The sequence below is a fragment of the Bacillus sp. 0102A genome (genome assembly GCF_036765155.1).
Lineage (GTDB): Bacteria > Bacillota > Bacilli > Bacillales > Bacillaceae > Bacillus > Bacillus subtilis_G.
Window position 1 is genome coordinate 267,195 of the sequence record NZ_JBAIZW010000008.1, and the last position, 16,969, is coordinate 284,163.

The following is a 16,969-nucleotide window of genomic DNA, read 5'->3' on the forward strand; positions in this document are numbered from 1 at the left end:
GGATATATATGTATCCGGATTTAAAAGGAAAAGTCGTCGCCATTACAGGAGCCGCATCAGGCCTTGGGAAAGCCATGGCCATTCGCTTCGGCAAGGAGCAGGCAAAAGTGGTGATCAACTACTTTAGCGAAAAACAGAATCCGAACGAGGTCAAAGAAGCGGTCATCAAGGCGGGCGGTGAAGCCGTTATCGTCCAAGGAGATGTTACGAAAGAGGAAGATGTAAAAAACATTGTACAAACTGCGATTAAAGAGTTCGGCACACTCGATATTATGATAAATAATGCCGGACTTGAAAATCCTGTGGCGTCTCACGAAATGCCGCTGAAGGATTGGGATAAAGTCATCAGCACGAACTTAACGGGTGCCTTTTTAGGAAGCCGGGAAGCGATTAAATATTTCGTAGATAACGATATCAAGGGAAATGTCATCAACATGTCCAGTGTGCATGAAGTGATTCCGTGGCCGTTATTTGTCCACTATGCGGCTAGTAAAGGCGGGATTAAGCTGATGACGGAAACATTAGCGCTGGAGTACGCGCCGAAGGGCATTCGTGTCAATAATATTGGGCCAGGCGCGATCAACACGCCAATCAATGCTGAAAAATTCGCTGACCCTAAACAGAAAGCGGATGTTGAAAGCATGATTCCGATGGGATATATCGGCGAACCGGAGGAAATCGCCGCAGTAGCGGTATGGCTTGCTTCGAAGGAAGCCAGCTACGTCACAGGCATCACGTTATTCGCGGACGGCGGTATGACACAATACCCTTCCTTCCAGGCAGGACGCGGATAAATCAAAAAAAGCGACCCAGATATATCTTCTGGATCGCTTTTTTCATTATGCGCGCTTTTTCTTTACAAGCGCTGCTACAGACAAAATAATGGCTGCGGCAGACAGCACAATCGCTGTGATGTCGAGAGCTGAAGAGCCTGTGTCTTCGGAATCGTCTTCCGTTTTCGTGGCGCCGTGCTCATCTGTCACTTGTTTTGCAGCAGTGATGTTTGTAATGGAATGAGGCGTATCGGCATCCTCGTCACCTGTCCATTCGACAATGCTGCCGTCCTTGTAATATTGGTATGCGTCCCAAGCGGCTTCCTCCGCTTTGTCAGGGTTTTTGGCAACAAAGGTAAACCGCTGGAACTGTCCTTCCTGAATGCCGCCGTCAGTCGCCTCCCATGTGACGGAAACTGATTGATCATCGTGTTTCTGGGTGGATATCTTCCAGCCCGGAATAGGCTCGTACTGCTGGAATTCAACATCCTTCGGCATTTTGAGGACAACCTTTGTTGTCGGCAGATTTTTTTCAGAAGGAACTTTCATTGTATAGGTTTCCCATGAGCCTGCAGCGGATTCAGCAGGCTTTACAGTAACGTGTGCGCTGGCAGGGGCCGTAAAGAATAAAAGAGAGCCGACAATAGCTGGACATAGTGTACATGCGATTTTTTTTAACAATGTAAAACACTCCTTTAATGGGCTTTTGTAAACATAATATTGATTTCGTTAAAGTCACCGGTCAAACCGTGGACTTTGATCTTCCAGTTTCCTTTTTCATTAATGGACAGGTTTTCATCCTGGAAGACGCCTTTTGTTTTCTCTTTTAATTGGAAGGCGTTTTTGTTTTCGCTGCCTGACAGACCTGTTTTATAAACGGTTAACGTGATTTGCTGGATGTTTTTCACCGGGTCGCCGTTATGGTCGGTGACTCGCAGCTCAAATACGTTTTTGCCGGGCTGGTTCGGGCTGATGCTGAGAGAAACGCTTTGCCCATTCTCAATCGCTTTGGTTTGGTAGAACGGTTCCGGCACCGGCTCAGGCGGGCTCGGCAGGCTGGTAAACACGGCAGCTGTGATCAATACAGCGATGCCGATTGCCCATTCCGCTTTCACCGTCCGGCTGATTCCTGCGCGGCGCTGCTTTCTGGTGAGCAGAAAATGAAGCGCGCCTAAGACCAGCATCAAAACAAACAATCCGCTTTTTACTAAAAGAGCTTGCCCGTACGCTGTGTGGAACAGTGAATCCATCGAACGAATGATGAAAAATCCATTAAGCAAACCTGAAAACAAAATGACGCCGACTGCAGTAAGTGCCCACGGCGAGAAGCGGCTTACCGTTTCCCATGCGAGCGTTTTGTCAGGCTGCTTCCATTCGTTTGCGAGCAGCAAAACGAGTGCCCCTATTCCACCGACCCAGATGGATGCGGATGATAAATGAAGGAAATCCATCAAAATGCCGACCGCTTTTTCTTCAACGACAGCTGCATGTCCGGTGAACGCTTTGGCAAGCAGGAGACCGAAAAAGAAAATGAGCGGCGCTGTCCAATAGCCAAAGGACGAATAGCGGTTTTTTCGTATTACAGGGATCACAGACAGTGCTAGCAGCACGAACAGCGCGGCCTGTATGATCCAAATGGTGCCGCCTGCTGTCTCAAACAGTGTCTCTCTGATATAGATCGGCTGGAAGGCGCTGCCCCAGCCGCCCGCGTTTGCTTTTGTCTGAATCGGAAGCTGAAGCAAAAGCGCCAGGCCCAATGCGGTAATCGAGACGATCAAGATGCGTCTCGTCCGTTTGGCGAGTTGTTCTGAATCCCCTTTATACCAGAAGAGATGGAAGAAAACCGTCCCGATAAACAAAGATAAGGCTGTATACAGCATCGCTCGGTCTGCTGCTGTTTCGGGGTTCAGCGGTGAACCGGCTGCTTTTTGGCTGCTGAATCCGCCTTCCGCTTTCCCGATGCTGAACGGTATGACGCCGGAGACCGGATGCCCGTCCGCGGACACGGCATTCCATTCCGCTCTGTACACATCATGCGGCAGATTCTTTTTCAGCTTCACTGTCATGATGTGATTGTTATCTTTTTTGATTTCAGTCTTGCCGTTATCCACCCGTTCGCCGTTTGAATTATAGACTTTAATGTAATGAAACCCTTCTTCTACCGGTTCATTAAATTCGATTTCTGCATGTGCAGGGGCGCTTTTTAATTCGCTGTTTTCACTAGGTGAAGATTTGACGATATAGGCGTGAGCAAAGCTTGTTTTCGGCAGGAAAACAAGAAAAAGCAGAAAGAAGATCCACCATCTGTTTCGCTTCATCACTCAGACACCACCTTCCGCTGTATATGTTGTGTTTATTTCTTGGTGCAGGTGCAGCGCTTTTTTCTATCCTGAAGCATATCTTCCAGCGCCTGATCGAAGGTGCGGATGGCTCCGCCGAATCCTTTTTGAAACCGTTCGGCATGATCGAGTGTCGCAAACGGAATCGCCTGCGGCTGGCAGCAGTGCAGGTTTAATTCAGCATTTACCACAAAATAAGCCGATCCGGCACTGACGGTTGTGTGTAACAGAAAATCTCGGCAAATCAAGTGTGAAATCTCTTCCGTTTTATCTGCGTAACGCAAAAACGCACAATGTGCGCAGCACAGCTGTTCAATGTCTTGGTTTACCGTAATCAGCTGAACCGAATGGACCTGATTGACCGGTTTTAGGCAATAGCTGCACATATGATCCGCTTGAGGTGTTCGGGCTGGGAGTGTGATGCCGCCGGCCGTTTTGATGACCTGATTTGACTGTACGAGCTGATTGACATCTCTGTATACCGTCATTTCCGAAACGCCGAACCGTGCGCTGATATCAGTAATTTTGAGCGCGCCTTCTTCTTTCAGCCACTTCAGTATGTGTTGCTGTCTATTAATCGGAAGCATTCATACATCCCCTCCATTAAGATCTATTTAAGCGTAGAGGATTTTAGAGACAGAGACAAGTAAGCTGATGATAAAAAATGTGAAAATGTGTTGAACAGCAACAAAACGAAACAGAAGGGACTCTGGTATAATAGACATATGGAATGGAAAGTGAGGAATACCCTATGAAAGAAACTCTATGCCCCAATTGCGGCAAACCTTTGACAGGCGACATGGTCAGATCATCCAATGTGCCTTGCCAATTTCGCTGCGGACACTGCCGGGAACGGCTTTATGAATATAAAGTATCAGCTCCGATGATGCTGGTGTCACTAGCGGTCATCGTGCTGCTCATTTATCTGTTGCTGCTCCTCCGCGATGCGGCAGGGTCAATGCTGCCGGCGGTACAGCACGTCCCGATGGCTGTTTTTGCGCTTGTGTGCGCGTATCCTGTTTTTATTGTAAGTGAACGGATGATCGCAAAGTACGTGATTCAAAACGGCAACATTATTTATAGAGGTAAGAGAAAAGGCTCCTGATACCAGGAGCCTTTTCAATTTTAAAAAAATGTCACACCCATGTGCCAAAGTCCTCTTTACTTTCAATTGTATAGGGACTGTAAGCGTTTTAACATAGAGTCAAAGGGAAGCAAAATTCTCTGAATCTATTTTTATAGCTCACAGCGACAACAAGGAGGGTTTATATATGCAGCAAGAACAGCAAGGCGGCATGAAAGTGAAAGTGCAGCGCTTCGGCAGTTATTTGAGCGGAATGATTATGCCGAATATCGGCGCGTTTATCGCGTGGGGCATCATTACCGCACTGTTTATTCCGGCGGGATGGGTTCCGAATGAACAGCTGAATACACTTGTCAGCCCGATGATCACATATTTACTGCCGCTTTTGATAGCGTATACAGGCGGAAAAATGATTTACGATCACCGCGGCGGAGTCGTCGGGGCGACAGCGGCAATCGGGGTGATTGTCGGGTCGGATATTCCAATGTTTTTAGGTGCGATGATCATGGGGCCGCTTGGCGGATACCTCATTAAACAGACTGATAAATTGTTCAAGGATAAAGTCAAACAAGGCTTTGAAATGCTGATCAACAACTTTACGGCGGGGATTGTCGGCGCGGCTTTAACGATTCTCGCGTTTTACGCCATCGGTCCGGTTGTCCTGACGTTAAATAAATTGCTGGCGGCAGGTGTGGAAGTCATTGTACACGCTAATTTACTGCCTGTAGCCAGCGTTTTTGTGGAACCGGCGAAAGTGTTGTTCCTCAACAACGCCATTAACCATGGAATCTTAAGTCCAATCGGAATTGAGCAAGCAGCCCAAACGGGAAAATCGATTCTGTTTTTAGTGGAAGCAAACCCTGGGCCAGGGCTCGGCATTTTGCTGGCGTACATGTTCTTTGGAAAAGGTTCTTCAAAATCAACGGCTCCCGGAGCGGCGATCATTCATTTCTTCGGCGGGATTCACGAGATTTACTTCCCATACATTTTGATGAAACCGGCCCTGATTCTGGCGGCCATTGCCGGCGGAGCAAGCGGACTGTTAACATTCACGATCTTTAATGCCGGACTTGTCGCAGCAGCGTCACCGGGCAGCATTATCGCATTGATGGCGATGACGCCAAGAGGCGGCTACTTCGGCGTATTGGCGGGTGTATTGGTCGCAGCAGCTGTTTCGTTCATCGTATCAGCAGTGATCCTGAAATCTTCAAAAGCAAGCGAAGAAGACCTCGCTGCCGCAACAGAAAAAATGCAGTCCATGAAGGGGAAGAAAAGCCAAGCAGCCTCTGTTTTAGAAGCGGAGCAAACGAAAGCTGAGGAAGCGTCTGAGCTGTCTTCTGAAAGCGTAAACAAAATCATCTTCGCGTGTGATGCGGGAATGGGCTCAAGCGCGATGGGAGCATCGATTTTAAGAAACAAAGTGAAAAAAGCGGAGCTTGATATCAGTGTGGCCAACACGGCCATTAACAATCTGCCAAGCGATGCGGACATTGTCATCACCCACAAAGATTTAACAGATCGCGCGAAAGCGAAGCTGCCGAACGCGACACACATATCAGTGGATAACTTCTTAAACAGTCCGAAATATGACGAGCTTCTTGAAAAGCTTAAAAAGTAATCTCATAGAAAGAGAGTGATACCCATGCAAGTACTCGCAAAGGAAAATATTAAACTCAATCAAACGGCATCATCAAAGGAAGAAGCCATCAAAATGGCAGGCCAGACGCTAATTGACAACGGCTATGTGACAGAAGATTACATTGGCAAAATGTTTGAACGTGAAGAAACATCATCTACTTTTATGGGCAATTTCATAGCCATACCACACGGCACAGAAGAGGCGAAAAGCGAGGTGCTTCACTCTGGAATCTCAATCATACAGATTCCAGACGGTGTCGAGTACGGCGCAGGCAACACGGCAAAAGTGGTATTCGGCATTGCGGGCAAAAATAATGAACATTTAGACATGTTGTCTAACATCGCCATCATTTGCTCAGAAGAAGAAAACATTGAACGCCTGATCTCTGCTAAAAGCGAAGAAGATTTGATCGCCATTTTCAACGAGGTGAACTGACATGATCGTCATACATTTCGGTGCGGGAAATATCGGAAGAGGGTTTATCGGCGCGCTGCTTCACCACTCCGGTTATGATGTGGTGTTTGCGGATGTGAACGATACGATGGTCAGCCTCCTTAATGAAAAACGGGAATACACAGTGGAGCTGGCAGAAGAGGGCCACTCATCAGAGGTCATCGGCCCGGTCAGCGCCATTAACAGCGGGAGCCAGACGGAGGAGCTGTATCGGCTGATTAATGAAGCGTCGCTCATCACAACAGCGGTCGGCCCGAATGTGCTGAAGCTGATTGCTCCGTCTATCGCAGAAGGTTTAAGACGAAGAAAAGCTGCAAACATACTGAATATCATTGCCTGCGAAAATATGATCGGCGGCAGCAGCTTCCTGAAGAAAGAGATATACAGCCATTTAACGGAAGCGGAGCAAAAGTCCATCAGTGAAACGGTCGGTTTTCCGAATTCGGCTGTTGACCGGATCGTGCCGGCTCAGCATCATGAAGATCCGCTCAAAGTATCGGTTGAACCGTTTTTTGAATGGGTCATTGATGAATCAGGCTTTAAAGGAGATACACCGGCCATAAACGGCGCGCTGTTTGTTGATGATTTAACGCCGTATATCGAACGCAAGCTGTTTACCGTCAATACCGGCCACGCAGTGACAGCCTATGTCGGCTATCAGCGCGGATTAAAAACCGTAAAAGAAGCAATCGATCACCCGGAAATCCGCCGTGTCGTTCACTCGGCGCTGCTTGAAACCGGTGACTATCTCATCAAAACGTATGGCTTTAAGCAAACCGAACACGAACAATATATCAAAAAAATCATCGGACGCTTTGAAAATCCATTCATTACGGACGATGTGACCCGCGTGGCGAGATCGCCTCTCAGAAAGCTGGGAGAAAATGATAGACTCGTAGGTCCTGCAAAGAAAATAAAAGAACCGAATGCACTGGCGGAAGGGATCGCCGCGGCACTGCGCTTCAATTTCACCGGTGATCCTGAAGCGGTGGAACTGCAAGAGCTGATCGAAGAAAAAGGATACAGCGGCGTGCTTCAAGAGGTGTGCGGCATTCAGTCCCATGAACCGCTGCATGCGATTGTTTTAAAGAAACTCAACCAATAACCGACCCGTGACAGCATGTCACGGGCTTTTTTTGCCATCTTGCAATCTAGTATAATAGTAAGCGCTTACGATAATAGGGGGAGGAGAATGACACAATGAAACAATTCGAGATTGCGGCAATACCCGGAGACGGAGTAGGAATAGAGGTTGTGGCGGCTGCGGAAAAAGTGCTTCATACAGCAGCCGAAGTTCACGGAGGTTTGTCATTCTCATTTACGCCTTTTCCATGGAGCTGTGACTATTATATGGAACACGGCGAAATGATGCCTGAAGACGGAATACATACGCTCACTCAATTTGAAGCGGTTTTTTTAGGAGCGGTCGGAAATCTAAAGCTGGTTCCCGATCATATGTCATTATGGGGGCTGCTGCTGAAAATCCGAAGGGAGCTTGAGCTTTCCATTAATATGAGACCTGCCAAACAAATGGCGGGCATTATGTCACCGCTTTTGCATCCAAATGATTTTGACCTCGTGGTGATTCGTGAAAACAGTGAAGGCGAATACAGTGAGATCGGCGGTCGCATTCACAGGGGTGATGATGAAATTGCCATCCAGAATGCCGTGTTCACGAGAAAAGCGACAGAGCGTGTCATGCGTTTTGCCTTCGAATTGGCGAAAAAGCGGCGCGGCCATGTGACGAGCGCAACAAAGTCCAATGGAATTTATCACGCGATGCCGTTCTGGGATGAAGTCTTTCAACAGACTGCTGCGGATTACAGCGTAATTGACACGTCATCCCAGCACATTGATGCGTTGGCTGCTTTTTTTGTGACGCGTCCTGAAACGTTTGACGTCATTGTGGCAAGCAACCTGTTCGGTGATATTTTAACCGACATCAGCTCAAGCCTGATGGGAAGCATCGGCATTGCGCCGTCTGCGAACATCAACCCGTCCGGCAAATATCCATCCATGTTCGAACCGGTTCACGGCTCAGCTCCTGACATTGCCGGCCAGGGCCTTGCCAATCCAATCGGCCAGATTTGGACAGCGAAGCTGATGATTGACCATTTCGGAGAGGAAGAACTGGGAGCAAAGGTTCTCGACGTGATGGAACAAGTAACAGCTGACGGCATCAAAACACGCGATATTGGCGGACAAAGCACAACGGCTGATGTCACAGATGAAATCTGTGCTCGTTTAAGAAAACTTTGATAAATCAGGGCGGGGCGGTTTTTCTGCCTCGTTTTTTATGATGGAAAGCGTTTTGAAGAAGAGTGATCTGTCAAAATAAACCGCATCAGGATTGGCAAAGCCGTGAAGAGCATCAAATTGATATATCGTCAAATGGGGATGCTGTTTTTCCCGCAGTTTTTTGATGAGAAGGGCAACGTCAAACGACGGTTCAAAAGAAGGGAAAAACAATAGGACCGGGCATGCAGGAATGTGGTCAAGAGAAGCGCGTATCCGGGAACCGTAATAGCAAACAGCTCCGCTCACCTCAGGCATACTGCTGCATTTCCATGCGATCGTTGCGCCCGCGCTGAATCCAACCACAAAGATGCGCCGTCCGGTGTTTTGCCTGATCAAGCTCTGAATGATGGTTTCTCCTGTTTTCAGCCGTTCGTGTTTTGTAAATTGATCGTATGCGGTTTTTTCCTCTTGCAATGTGTAGACTTCACCATCCCCGAGAAGGTTAGGCGTTACCACATCATATCCAGCCATTTTTATCAGCCGGGCCATCTTTTTCATATGGCTGTTAACACCGTATATTTCGTGTGTGAGAATGACGAGCGGTTTTGGGGGCATAACGGTCTCCTTTGCGTTTTTTCCATTATATCCTATCGTTCAGCTTTTGGCTGATATATAATAGTCAAAAAAGGAGAAATAGAATGAACTCATTATTTTTGCCTCATCGCTATCCGTTTTTGTTTATTGATGGCGTGACGGAAAGCGAGCCCGGCAAACATGCAGCCGCTTATAAGCTGATCAGTGAGAACGACTGGTTTATCACTGATAATCAAACAGAAATGCCGTTTTCACTTGTGATTGAAGCACTTGCGCAAACCGCGGCTTTTACAGGGATTACAGATGAGAACAGCTTGGGCTTATTGTCTTCAGTGAAGAAAGCGGAAAAACTGGGCGCGGCCGTGCCCGGTGACCGGCTTGATCTTACGTTTGAAGTTACGCGCAACCGACGCGGGTTTGTGTTCGGGCATGCCAAGGCGTCAGTGGGCGGACAGCCTGTTGCTGAAGCTGAAATCGGCATTTATATCGAAAAATGAAAAAAACCCTTCACAACGATTTGTGAGGGGTTCTATTACTTCGTATCGTAATCCCGTTCGCTTTGTGAGTCATCTCTTTGCTGCCGTTTGTGTTTTTCATCCTTCATGTTTTCCTTCAGCTCTTCATTCGGAATTGGATCGGTTAAGTCGTTGTGTTCAGGATTTTCATTTGGTTTGTTTTGCTGTTTTCTTTCTGTCATCTTTGATCACCTCACCGTTTGTTTTCCTCTTACCAGGACGCCTCAAACATGTGAAATCGCTTTTTTGTTCCGATGGGTATAATGTATTAGAATAGAAAGATGCACAATTAAAAGATAAAGAGAGGTACATATATGTCTGTTCAAAGAGAAGATGTAGATATCAAGCTGATCGCAATTGATATGGATGGGACGCTGCTGAATGACGAGCAGCTGATCTCCGATGAAAACCGTAAAGCCATTCGTGAAGCCGAGGATAAAGGCGTGTCCGTGGTTATCAGCACGGGCCGGACGCTGATGACCTGCCGGGAGCTGGCGGAATCGCTGAAGCTGTCATCCTTTTTAATCACGGCAAATGGCAGCGAAATTTGGGATTCGAATTTTAATTTGGTGGAACGCAAGCTGCTCCATACGGATCACATTCAAATGATGTGGGATTTGCGGAATAAGCACAACACTAATTTCTGGGCTTCTACCGTAAATAAAGTATGGAGAGGCGAGTTTCCGGAAAACATTACGGATCATGAATGGCTCAAATTCGGCTTTGACATTGAGGATGACGACATCCGAAACGAAGTGCTGGAGGAGCTGAGGAAAAACAAAGAGCTTGAAATCACCAATTCAAGCCCGACAAACATTGAGGTCAACGCGCTGGGCATCAACAAAGCCGCGGCTCTTGCGAAGGTTTCTGAAAAACTCGGCTTTACGATGGAGAATGTGATGTCGATGGGTGACAGCCTCAATGACATCGCGATGATCAAAGAAGCGGGTCTGGGTGTTGCGATGGGAAATGCGCAAGACGTCGTGAAAGAAACGGCTGATTGGACCACGGATACAAATATTGAGGATGGTGTCGCTAAAGCGATTCGCCATTGGGTACTATAAAAAAGGAGTCCTAAGATGGACTCTTTTTTTAATTTGGGAGGTTTTCTTCTGGGACCATGGGAGGTTTTCTGACAAAAGGATTTCACAAACTGATAGGTTTGAATTATAATAAAGCAAAGTTCAAAGATTCGGAATAGTCGTTCCGAATTTCGGAACAATGATAACATAAAGCATATTGTTTGCTTTGGCTGGAGGGATTCTGTGTTTCAGGTTGATTTGAACTGTGATTTAGGAGAAAGCTTCGGAGCCTACACGATGGGCCTTGACCAAGATATTTTAGAGTATGTCACATCAGCGAACATCGCATGCGGATTTCATGCAGGAGACCCCGGTGTCATGCGGAAAACCGTCGCGCTTGCGGCAGAAAAAGGCGTAAAAATCGGCGCGCATCCGGGTTTGCCGGATTTACTCGGTTTCGGCCGCCGCAATATGGCAATTTCACCTGAGGAAGCGTATGATCTTGTCGTCTATCAAATTGGCGCGCTCTCTGGTTTTTTAAAAGCAGAAGGACTTCGCATGCAGCACGTCAAACCGCATGGCGCTTTATACAATATGGCGGCAGTCGATCAAAAGCTGTCTGACGCCATCGCGAAAGCTGTCTGCAAGGTTGATTCCGGCCTGGTTCTTTTCGGTCTTGCTGAGAGCGAGCTCGTAAAAGCGGGAGAACGGTTCGGACTGCAAACAGCAAGTGAAGTGTTCGCCGACAGAACATACCAAGCGGACGGCACACTGACGCCGCGATCCCAGCCGGACGCACTCATTGAAAGCGATGATGCCGCCGTCACCCAGGTGATCAAAATGGTGAAAGAAGGGGCGGTCAAATCTCAGCAAGGCCATGATGTGTCATTAAAAGCGGACACGGTTTGCATTCATGGAGACGGAGCCCATGCGCTGACATTTGCGCAGAAAATCAGAAAAGAGCTCAAAGCGGCGGGAATTGAAGTGGCCGCTATTTCAGCACAGAAGTCAACATAAAGGAGGAACAATAGATGGAGCAGCAGAAAAAAACAGCAGGAAAAAAAGCGGGCAGCTGGTCATTGCTGATGGGGGCCGCCTTTTTAATGGCGACATCAGCGGTCGGCCCGGGATTCCTGACACAAACCGCAACATTCACAAACACACTCGCGGCAAGCTTTGGTTTTGTCATTATCATATCTATTATTTTGGATGTTTTCGCCCAAACCAACGTATGGCGCATCATAGCGGTTTCTGGAAAACGCGGTCAGGAAATTGCGAATATGGTGCTTCCGGGATTGGGTTATTTCATCGCCATTCTCGTCGTGCTTGGCGGATTGGCTTTTAATATCGGGAATATCGGAGGTGCTGGACTGGGGCTTCAGGTATTGTTTGGCATTACACCAACAACAGGCGCTTTGATCAGTGCTGCCGTTGCCATTTTAATCTTTTTAATTAAAGAAGCGGGAAAAGCGATGGACCGTTTTACGCAAATTGCCGGTTTTGTCATGATCCTTTTAACTTTGTATGTCGCGATCACGACAGCTCCGCCTGTAGGAGAGGCTGTGGCGAATACGATTGCGCCGGAGCAAATCAGCATTTTTGCTATTGTCACGCTTGTGGGCGGTACCGTCGGCGGTTATATCACATTTGCCGGAGGCCACCGCTTGCTGGATGCCGGGATCAAAGGGAAGGAATCCATCCCGCAGGTGACAAAAAGTTCGGTTGTCGGCATTTTAATTACATCTGTCATGCGTATTGCTCTTTTCCTCGCGGTGCTTGGCGTTGTTTCAAAAGGCCTGCATATCGATGAAAGCAACCCGGCGGCTTCTGTTTTCAAGCTGGCTGCTGGAAATGTCGGTTATAAAATTTTCGGATTGATCATGTGGTCTGCGGCCATTACCTCTGTCATCGGAGCAGCTTACACGTCTGTTTCGTTCTTTAAAACCTTTTCTCCGAAAATTGAAAAAAATTCACGCGGCATTATTATCGGGTTTATCGTGATTTCTACGTTAGCTTTTGTCACAATCGGACAGCCTGCAAAAATCCTCGTGCTTGTCGGTTCGCTGAATGGCTTAATTCTGCCGATTGCGCTCGGAACGCTGCTGATTGCCGCATATAAGAAAAAGATTATCGGTGATTATAAGCATCCGCTTTGGCTGACCGTTTCAGGTTCACTTGTGGTGGTCGTAATGGCTGTGATGGGTGTCTACATGTTATTTACACAACTTCCTCAATTGTGGAGCTGATAAAGGTGGAGCAATTAAATAAAATGGCGCCGCAGGATGTGCGCGCCCTGATACGAGAAGGGAAAATAAACGGGCCGACCGCAGGAATGTCCGGCGGCTATGCCCAAGCGAATCTTGTGATCTTGAAGAAAGACCTTGCGTTTGACTTCCTGCTGTTTTGCCAACGGAATCAAAAGCCATGCCCTGTGCTGGATGTGACAGAAGCGGGTTCGCCTGTGCCGTTTCTGGCAGCGCCGGATGCCGATATCAGAACGGACTTTCCGAAATACCGTATTTACAGGCATGGTATCTTGACGGAAGAAGTATCTGATATCACGCCATACTGGGAGGATGACTTTGTCGGCTTTCTGATTGGATGCAGTTTCTCCTTTGAACAGGCGCTGATCAATAATGGAATAGCTGTCCGGCATATTGATGAGGGGACGAACGTTCCGATGTATAAAACGAATATTGATTGTGTTGCAGCGGGGGTGTTTCAAGGAAAGATGGTTGTCAGCATGAGACCCGTTCCAGAACGGCTGGCTGTACGCGCTGCACAAGTGACCTCGCGTTTTCCGGCAGTGCACGGAGGGCCGATTCATATCGGCAATCCGGGAGCAATCGGCATTGTTGATGCGGACAAACCGGATTTCGGAGATGCCGTTTCCATTCGTGAAGGCGAGGTTCCTGTTTTTTGGGCATGCGGTGTGACCCCGCAAGCCGTGGCTATGAATGTAAAACCTGAAATGGTCATCACACATGCGCCGGGGCATATGCTCATCACAGATATTCGAGACGAGTCGCTTGCGGTGCTGTAACCTCTCGTCCTCCTGATGAACGAGAAATAAAAGAGGTGAGAAAGATGACTGTAAGATGTCAAATCGAACAGCTCGGTGATTCTGCAATGATGATCCGATTCGGAGAAGAAATAAACGAACAGGTCAACGGTTTTGTCCATGCCGCGGCCGCTTATATAGAAGAACAGCCATTTCCGGGGTTCATTGAGTGTATCCCGGCTTTTACAAGTCTAACGGTATTTTATGATATGTATGAAGTGTACAAGCATTTGCCTAAAGGCATAAGCTCACCTTTTGAGAAGGTAAAACTTGATGTCGAAGAGGGGCTGAAGGAAATAGCTAAAGACTATGAAAATAGCCGCCGTATTGTAGAAATTCCCGTATGCTATGGCGGTGAATTCGGGCCCGATTTAGAAGAGGTGGCGAAGATCAATCAGCTCTCTCCGGAGGAAGTCGTAAAGATTCATACAAGCGGCGAATATGTGGTGTATATGCTTGGTTTTGCTCCTGGTTTTCCTTTTTTAGGCGGGATGTCCAAACGCATTGCCGCTCCAAGAAAATCATCGCCAAGACCTTCGATTCCCGCAGGTTCGGTAGGAATTGCGGGATTGCAGACAGGCGTTTACCCGATTTCGACGCCGGGCGGCTGGCAGCTGATCGGCAAAACGCCGTTGGCTCTTTTCCGGCCGCAGGAAAACCCGCCGACATTACTGCGGGCGGGAGACACTGTGAAATTCGTGCGCATCTCAGAAGAAGACTATCACGCCTATAAGGAGGAGTCCAATTGAGCATGAAAGTGTTAAAGCCCGGACTGCTCACAACGGTTCAGGATATAGGCAGAAAGGGTTATCAAAAATACGGTGTACTGGCAAGCGGAGCCATGGACACGGTTTCGCTGCGCATTGCCAATCTGCTGATCGGCAACAGCGAAAATGAAGCCGGTCTTGAAATTACGCTGATGGGGCCCGGTCCGTCGTTTTATTTTACAAAAAAGACGCTGATTGCGGTGACAGGAGCGGACTTCACGCTACGTATTAATGACGAGGAAGCACCTTTATGGAAGCCTGTGCTCGTCAAGGAAAACAGCACAGTCAGTTTTGGTCCCTGTAAACTTGGCAGCCGTGCTTATTTAGCGGCGGCCGGCGGTTTCGATGTGCCTGACGTCATGGAAAGCAAAAGCACGTACGTCAGAGCAGGAATCGGCGGACTTCATGGCAGAGCGCTTCAGAAGGAAGATGAACTGTCCATTGGAGAAATATTATCTCTTTCGCAAACCATCCTTTCCCAATTAAACCTCCAGCTTGGAAAGCGGGAATTTGCAGCACCGAAATGGTCGGTTAGCCGCGGCAGGTTTCTGCCATTAAAAAAGAATCCCATTATTCGTGTACTGGAAGGAAAACAATTCGGCTTTTTCACAGCAGAATCGAAAACGCGTTTTTATGCAGAAACGTTTCGGGTCACGCCGCAGTCCGACCGTATGGGTTACAGGCTCAAAGGAGAAGCGCTCGAACTGAAGGCGCCGCTTGAGATGGTGTCGGAAGCGGTTTCGTTTGGAACTGTTCAGGTGCCGCCTGACGGCAACCCGATTATCCTGCTTGCAGACCGGCAAACGACCGGCGGCTATCCGAGGATCGCGCACATCATATCCGCTGATCTTCCGATTGTCTCCCAAATCATGCCGGGCGAGCACGTCCAGTTTGAGCCTGTATCCCTTCAAGAAGCGGAAGCGCTTGCAATAGAACGGGAACAGCATATAAAAGAACTGAAAACGAGAATGAAAATGGAATGGCTGACGTAATAAAGGAGATCAATGATGCAGAATAAAAACAAAACCGTAGTCAAATCTATGGCTCTGCTTAATTTGTTTTTGCATGAACCAAGCCTTACCTTAAGTGAACTGGTGTCGCTGTCAAAAATGCCGAAAACCTCTGTTCACCGGATGGTCAGCTCTTTGGAGGAAATGGGGTTCCTCAATCGGGATTCGTCCGGCGCTTATTCGCTGGGACTGGTGTTTCTTGAATTTGGACAGCTTGTCACTGACAGGCTCGATATCAGAAAAATAGCGAAACCGGTGATGGAAGAGCTGTGCCGGGAAGTGGATGAAGCCGTGCAATTGATCATGAGGGACGGCAATGAAGCGATATACGTTGAGAAAATCGAAGGAACACAGACTGTACGGCTGTACACGGCGATCGGCAGGCGTTCTCCTCTGTATGCAGGAGCGTGTGCGAGAAGCATTTTGTCCTTTCTTCCCCGTGAAGAAATCGAAACATACATCAAACAAACAGAGCTCATTTCAATTGGGGCCGGGACGATTACCGATCCGGAAAAGCTGCTGGAGGAGATTGATGCCTCCGTGCAGAATGGCTATACCGTCAGCTATTCAGAGCTCGAAAACTATACGGCGGCCATCGGCGCCCCGATCTTTAACCATAAGCGGCAAGTGGCAGCCGGCATCAGCATTGCAGGCTTGGAAGCAAGATTTACAGAAGACAGGCTTCCTTATTTAACAGAAAAGGTGAAAGATGCCGCTATGCAGATTTCCAGAAAAATAGGGTATTCTTGAGTAGCCGATCTTTTCCCCGCTGCGTACATTAACGTATCGACGTTCAGGAGTGGAGGAAAAAACATGGTGCTTCAATATACAGCACTGGGGGATTCTTTGACGACAGGGAGAGGAGCCGGGCTGTTTTCCCCCGGATTCGTCCATCGCTTCGGAAACATGATGGAATCCGATTTGAAAACAAAAACGGCAATATCCATCTTTGCCAAATCAGGCCTTAATACAGAAGAAATTCTGGGGCTCCTGTCATTTCCCTTTGTGCAAACATGTATTAAGGGCTCAGACATGATAACGATCACAGGGTGCGGAAATGATCTTATTGATTCAGTCTTTGCTTACCAAACTACTAAAGATGAAACGACTTTCAGCCGAGCATCCGCTCATTGCCATGAGAATTTTGAAAAGATGATTGCCAAAATTGCCGAAATCAAAGGAGAAAACCCGTCTCCGTACGCCATCCGTGTGTTCAACTTATACAATCCGTTTCCCAGCATTGACATCGCTGGCAAATGGATCACATCTTTTAATTCGCATTTAGAAACACTTGCGGCGGCGCCCCATGTCAAAATCGCGGATGCCTATAGCATTTTCAAAGGAAAAGAGCAGGAATATCTGTCCTTTGACGGTGTCCATCCGAACAGCAAAGGCTATCAAGCAATGGCTCAAGCCGTTCACAAGCTGGGTTATAAAGAATTGCCAGTTTCATAGAAACGCGCCTTATGACAGA

At 47.8% G+C, this 16,969-nt stretch carries 20 protein-coding genes; 15 read left to right on the forward strand and 5 right to left on the reverse strand.

Annotated elements, in window-relative coordinates; translation table 11 throughout:
* Positions 1-8: 8 nt before the first annotated feature.
* A complete protein-coding gene (gene gdh, locus V6D41_RS18470) occupies positions 9-794 on the forward strand; it encodes a glucose 1-dehydrogenase (RefSeq protein WP_333519219.1) in 786 nt (261 codons plus the stop codon).
* A gap of 45 nt (positions 795-839) precedes the next feature.
* On the opposite strand, the gene V6D41_RS18475 is transcribed toward gdh, so the two are convergent.
* From V6D41_RS18475 to ycnK, 3 genes are read right to left on the reverse strand one after another with little or no spacing between them, the layout of a single operon-like run.
* Positions 840-1,454, reverse strand: a complete 615-nt coding sequence (locus V6D41_RS18475) for a YcnI family copper-binding membrane protein (protein WP_333519220.1) — start codon at positions 1,452-1,454, stop codon at positions 840-842.
* Positions 1,455-1,468: 14 nt separating this feature from the next.
* Positions 1,469-3,091 (reverse strand): copper resistance CopC/CopD family protein, encoded by a 1,623-nt coding sequence (locus V6D41_RS18480; RefSeq protein ID WP_333519221.1) that lies wholly within the window; start codon positions 3,089-3,091, stop codon positions 1,469-1,471.
* Between the two features lie 35 nt (positions 3,092-3,126).
* On the reverse strand, positions 3,127-3,699 hold the full coding sequence (ycnK, locus tag V6D41_RS18485; RefSeq protein WP_333519222.1) for a copper uptake transcriptional regulator YcnK: 573 nt from the start codon (positions 3,697-3,699) through the stop codon (positions 3,127-3,129).
* A 164-nt stretch (positions 3,700-3,863) separates the two neighbouring features.
* Between ycnK and V6D41_RS18490 the strand changes: the two genes are divergently transcribed.
* From V6D41_RS18490 to V6D41_RS18510, 5 genes are all read left to right on the forward strand, one after another.
* Positions 3,864-4,217, forward strand: a complete 354-nt coding sequence (locus V6D41_RS18490; protein ID WP_333519223.1) for a hypothetical protein — start codon at positions 3,864-3,866, stop codon at positions 4,215-4,217.
* 166 nt (positions 4,218-4,383) lie between these two features.
* The gene (locus V6D41_RS18495) at positions 4,384-5,814 is read left to right on the forward strand and encodes a PTS mannitol transporter subunit IICB (protein WP_333519224.1); all 1,431 of its coding nucleotides are present in this window, start codon (positions 4,384-4,386) and stop codon (positions 5,812-5,814) included.
* Between the two features lie 24 nt (positions 5,815-5,838).
* On the forward strand, positions 5,839-6,270 hold the full coding sequence (locus tag V6D41_RS18500; protein WP_333519225.1) for a PTS sugar transporter subunit IIA: 432 nt from the start codon (positions 5,839-5,841) through the stop codon (positions 6,268-6,270).
* 1 nt (position 6,271) lies between these two features.
* Positions 6,272-7,393, forward strand: a complete 1,122-nt coding sequence (locus V6D41_RS18505; protein WP_333519226.1) for a mannitol-1-phosphate 5-dehydrogenase — start codon at positions 6,272-6,274, stop codon at positions 7,391-7,393.
* Positions 7,394-7,488: 95 nt separating this feature from the next.
* Positions 7,489-8,547 (forward strand): tartrate dehydrogenase, encoded by a 1,059-nt coding sequence (locus V6D41_RS18510; protein WP_333519227.1) that lies wholly within the window; start codon positions 7,489-7,491, stop codon positions 8,545-8,547.
* Here the strand turns inward: V6D41_RS18510 and V6D41_RS18515 are convergent.
* Complete coding sequence (locus V6D41_RS18515; RefSeq protein WP_333519228.1) at positions 8,533-9,141, reverse strand: dienelactone hydrolase family protein; 609 nt, start codon at positions 9,139-9,141, stop codon at positions 8,533-8,535. The two genes, V6D41_RS18510 and V6D41_RS18515, sit on opposite strands and share 15 nt — an antisense overlap.
* 83 nt (positions 9,142-9,224) lie before the next feature.
* On the opposite strand from V6D41_RS18515, the gene V6D41_RS18520 reads away from it, so the two are divergent.
* Positions 9,225-9,617: a 3-hydroxyacyl-ACP dehydratase FabZ family protein gene (locus V6D41_RS18520; protein ID WP_333519229.1), complete on the forward strand. Its 393-nt coding sequence runs from the start codon at positions 9,225-9,227 to the stop codon at positions 9,615-9,617.
* A gap of 35 nt (positions 9,618-9,652) precedes the next feature.
* Here V6D41_RS18520 and V6D41_RS18525 read toward each other — a convergent pair whose 3' ends face one another.
* Complete coding sequence (locus tag V6D41_RS18525) at positions 9,653-9,817, reverse strand: hypothetical protein (RefSeq protein ID WP_087993013.1); 165 nt, start codon at positions 9,815-9,817, stop codon at positions 9,653-9,655.
* 132 nt (positions 9,818-9,949) lie between these two features.
* Here V6D41_RS18525 and V6D41_RS18530 point away from each other — a divergent pair, with 132 nt between their 5' ends.
* From V6D41_RS18530 to V6D41_RS18565, 8 genes are all read left to right on the forward strand, one after another.
* Positions 9,950-10,699, forward strand: a complete 750-nt coding sequence (locus tag V6D41_RS18530) for a Cof-type HAD-IIB family hydrolase (protein WP_148963013.1) — start codon at positions 9,950-9,952, stop codon at positions 10,697-10,699.
* Between the two features lie 201 nt (positions 10,700-10,900).
* Positions 10,901-11,674: a 5-oxoprolinase subunit PxpA gene (locus V6D41_RS18535; RefSeq protein WP_333519230.1), complete on the forward strand. Its 774-nt coding sequence runs from the start codon at positions 10,901-10,903 to the stop codon at positions 11,672-11,674.
* Positions 11,675-11,688: 14 nt separating this feature from the next.
* Positions 11,689-12,903, forward strand: a complete 1,215-nt coding sequence (locus tag V6D41_RS18540; RefSeq protein ID WP_333519231.1) for an NRAMP family divalent metal transporter — start codon at positions 11,689-11,691, stop codon at positions 12,901-12,903.
* A gap of 5 nt (positions 12,904-12,908) precedes the next feature.
* Positions 12,909-13,700: a putative hydro-lyase gene (locus V6D41_RS18545; RefSeq protein WP_333519232.1), complete on the forward strand. Its 792-nt coding sequence runs from the start codon at positions 12,909-12,911 to the stop codon at positions 13,698-13,700.
* Between the two features lie 44 nt (positions 13,701-13,744).
* Complete coding sequence (gene pxpB / locus V6D41_RS18550) at positions 13,745-14,467, forward strand: 5-oxoprolinase subunit PxpB (protein WP_333519233.1); 723 nt, start codon at positions 13,745-13,747, stop codon at positions 14,465-14,467.
* Positions 14,468-14,469: 2 nt separating this feature from the next.
* Positions 14,470-15,477 (forward strand): biotin-dependent carboxyltransferase family protein, encoded by a 1,008-nt coding sequence (locus V6D41_RS18555; RefSeq protein WP_333519248.1) that lies wholly within the window; start codon positions 14,470-14,472, stop codon positions 15,475-15,477.
* 15 nt (positions 15,478-15,492) lie between these two features.
* Positions 15,493-16,245 (forward strand): IclR family transcriptional regulator, encoded by a 753-nt coding sequence (locus V6D41_RS18560; RefSeq protein WP_333519234.1) that lies wholly within the window; start codon positions 15,493-15,495, stop codon positions 16,243-16,245.
* 63 nt (positions 16,246-16,308) lie between these two features.
* On the forward strand, positions 16,309-16,950 hold the full coding sequence (locus V6D41_RS18565) for an SGNH/GDSL hydrolase family protein (RefSeq protein WP_333519235.1): 642 nt from the start codon (positions 16,309-16,311) through the stop codon (positions 16,948-16,950).
* Positions 16,951-16,969: the final 19 nt, after the last annotated feature.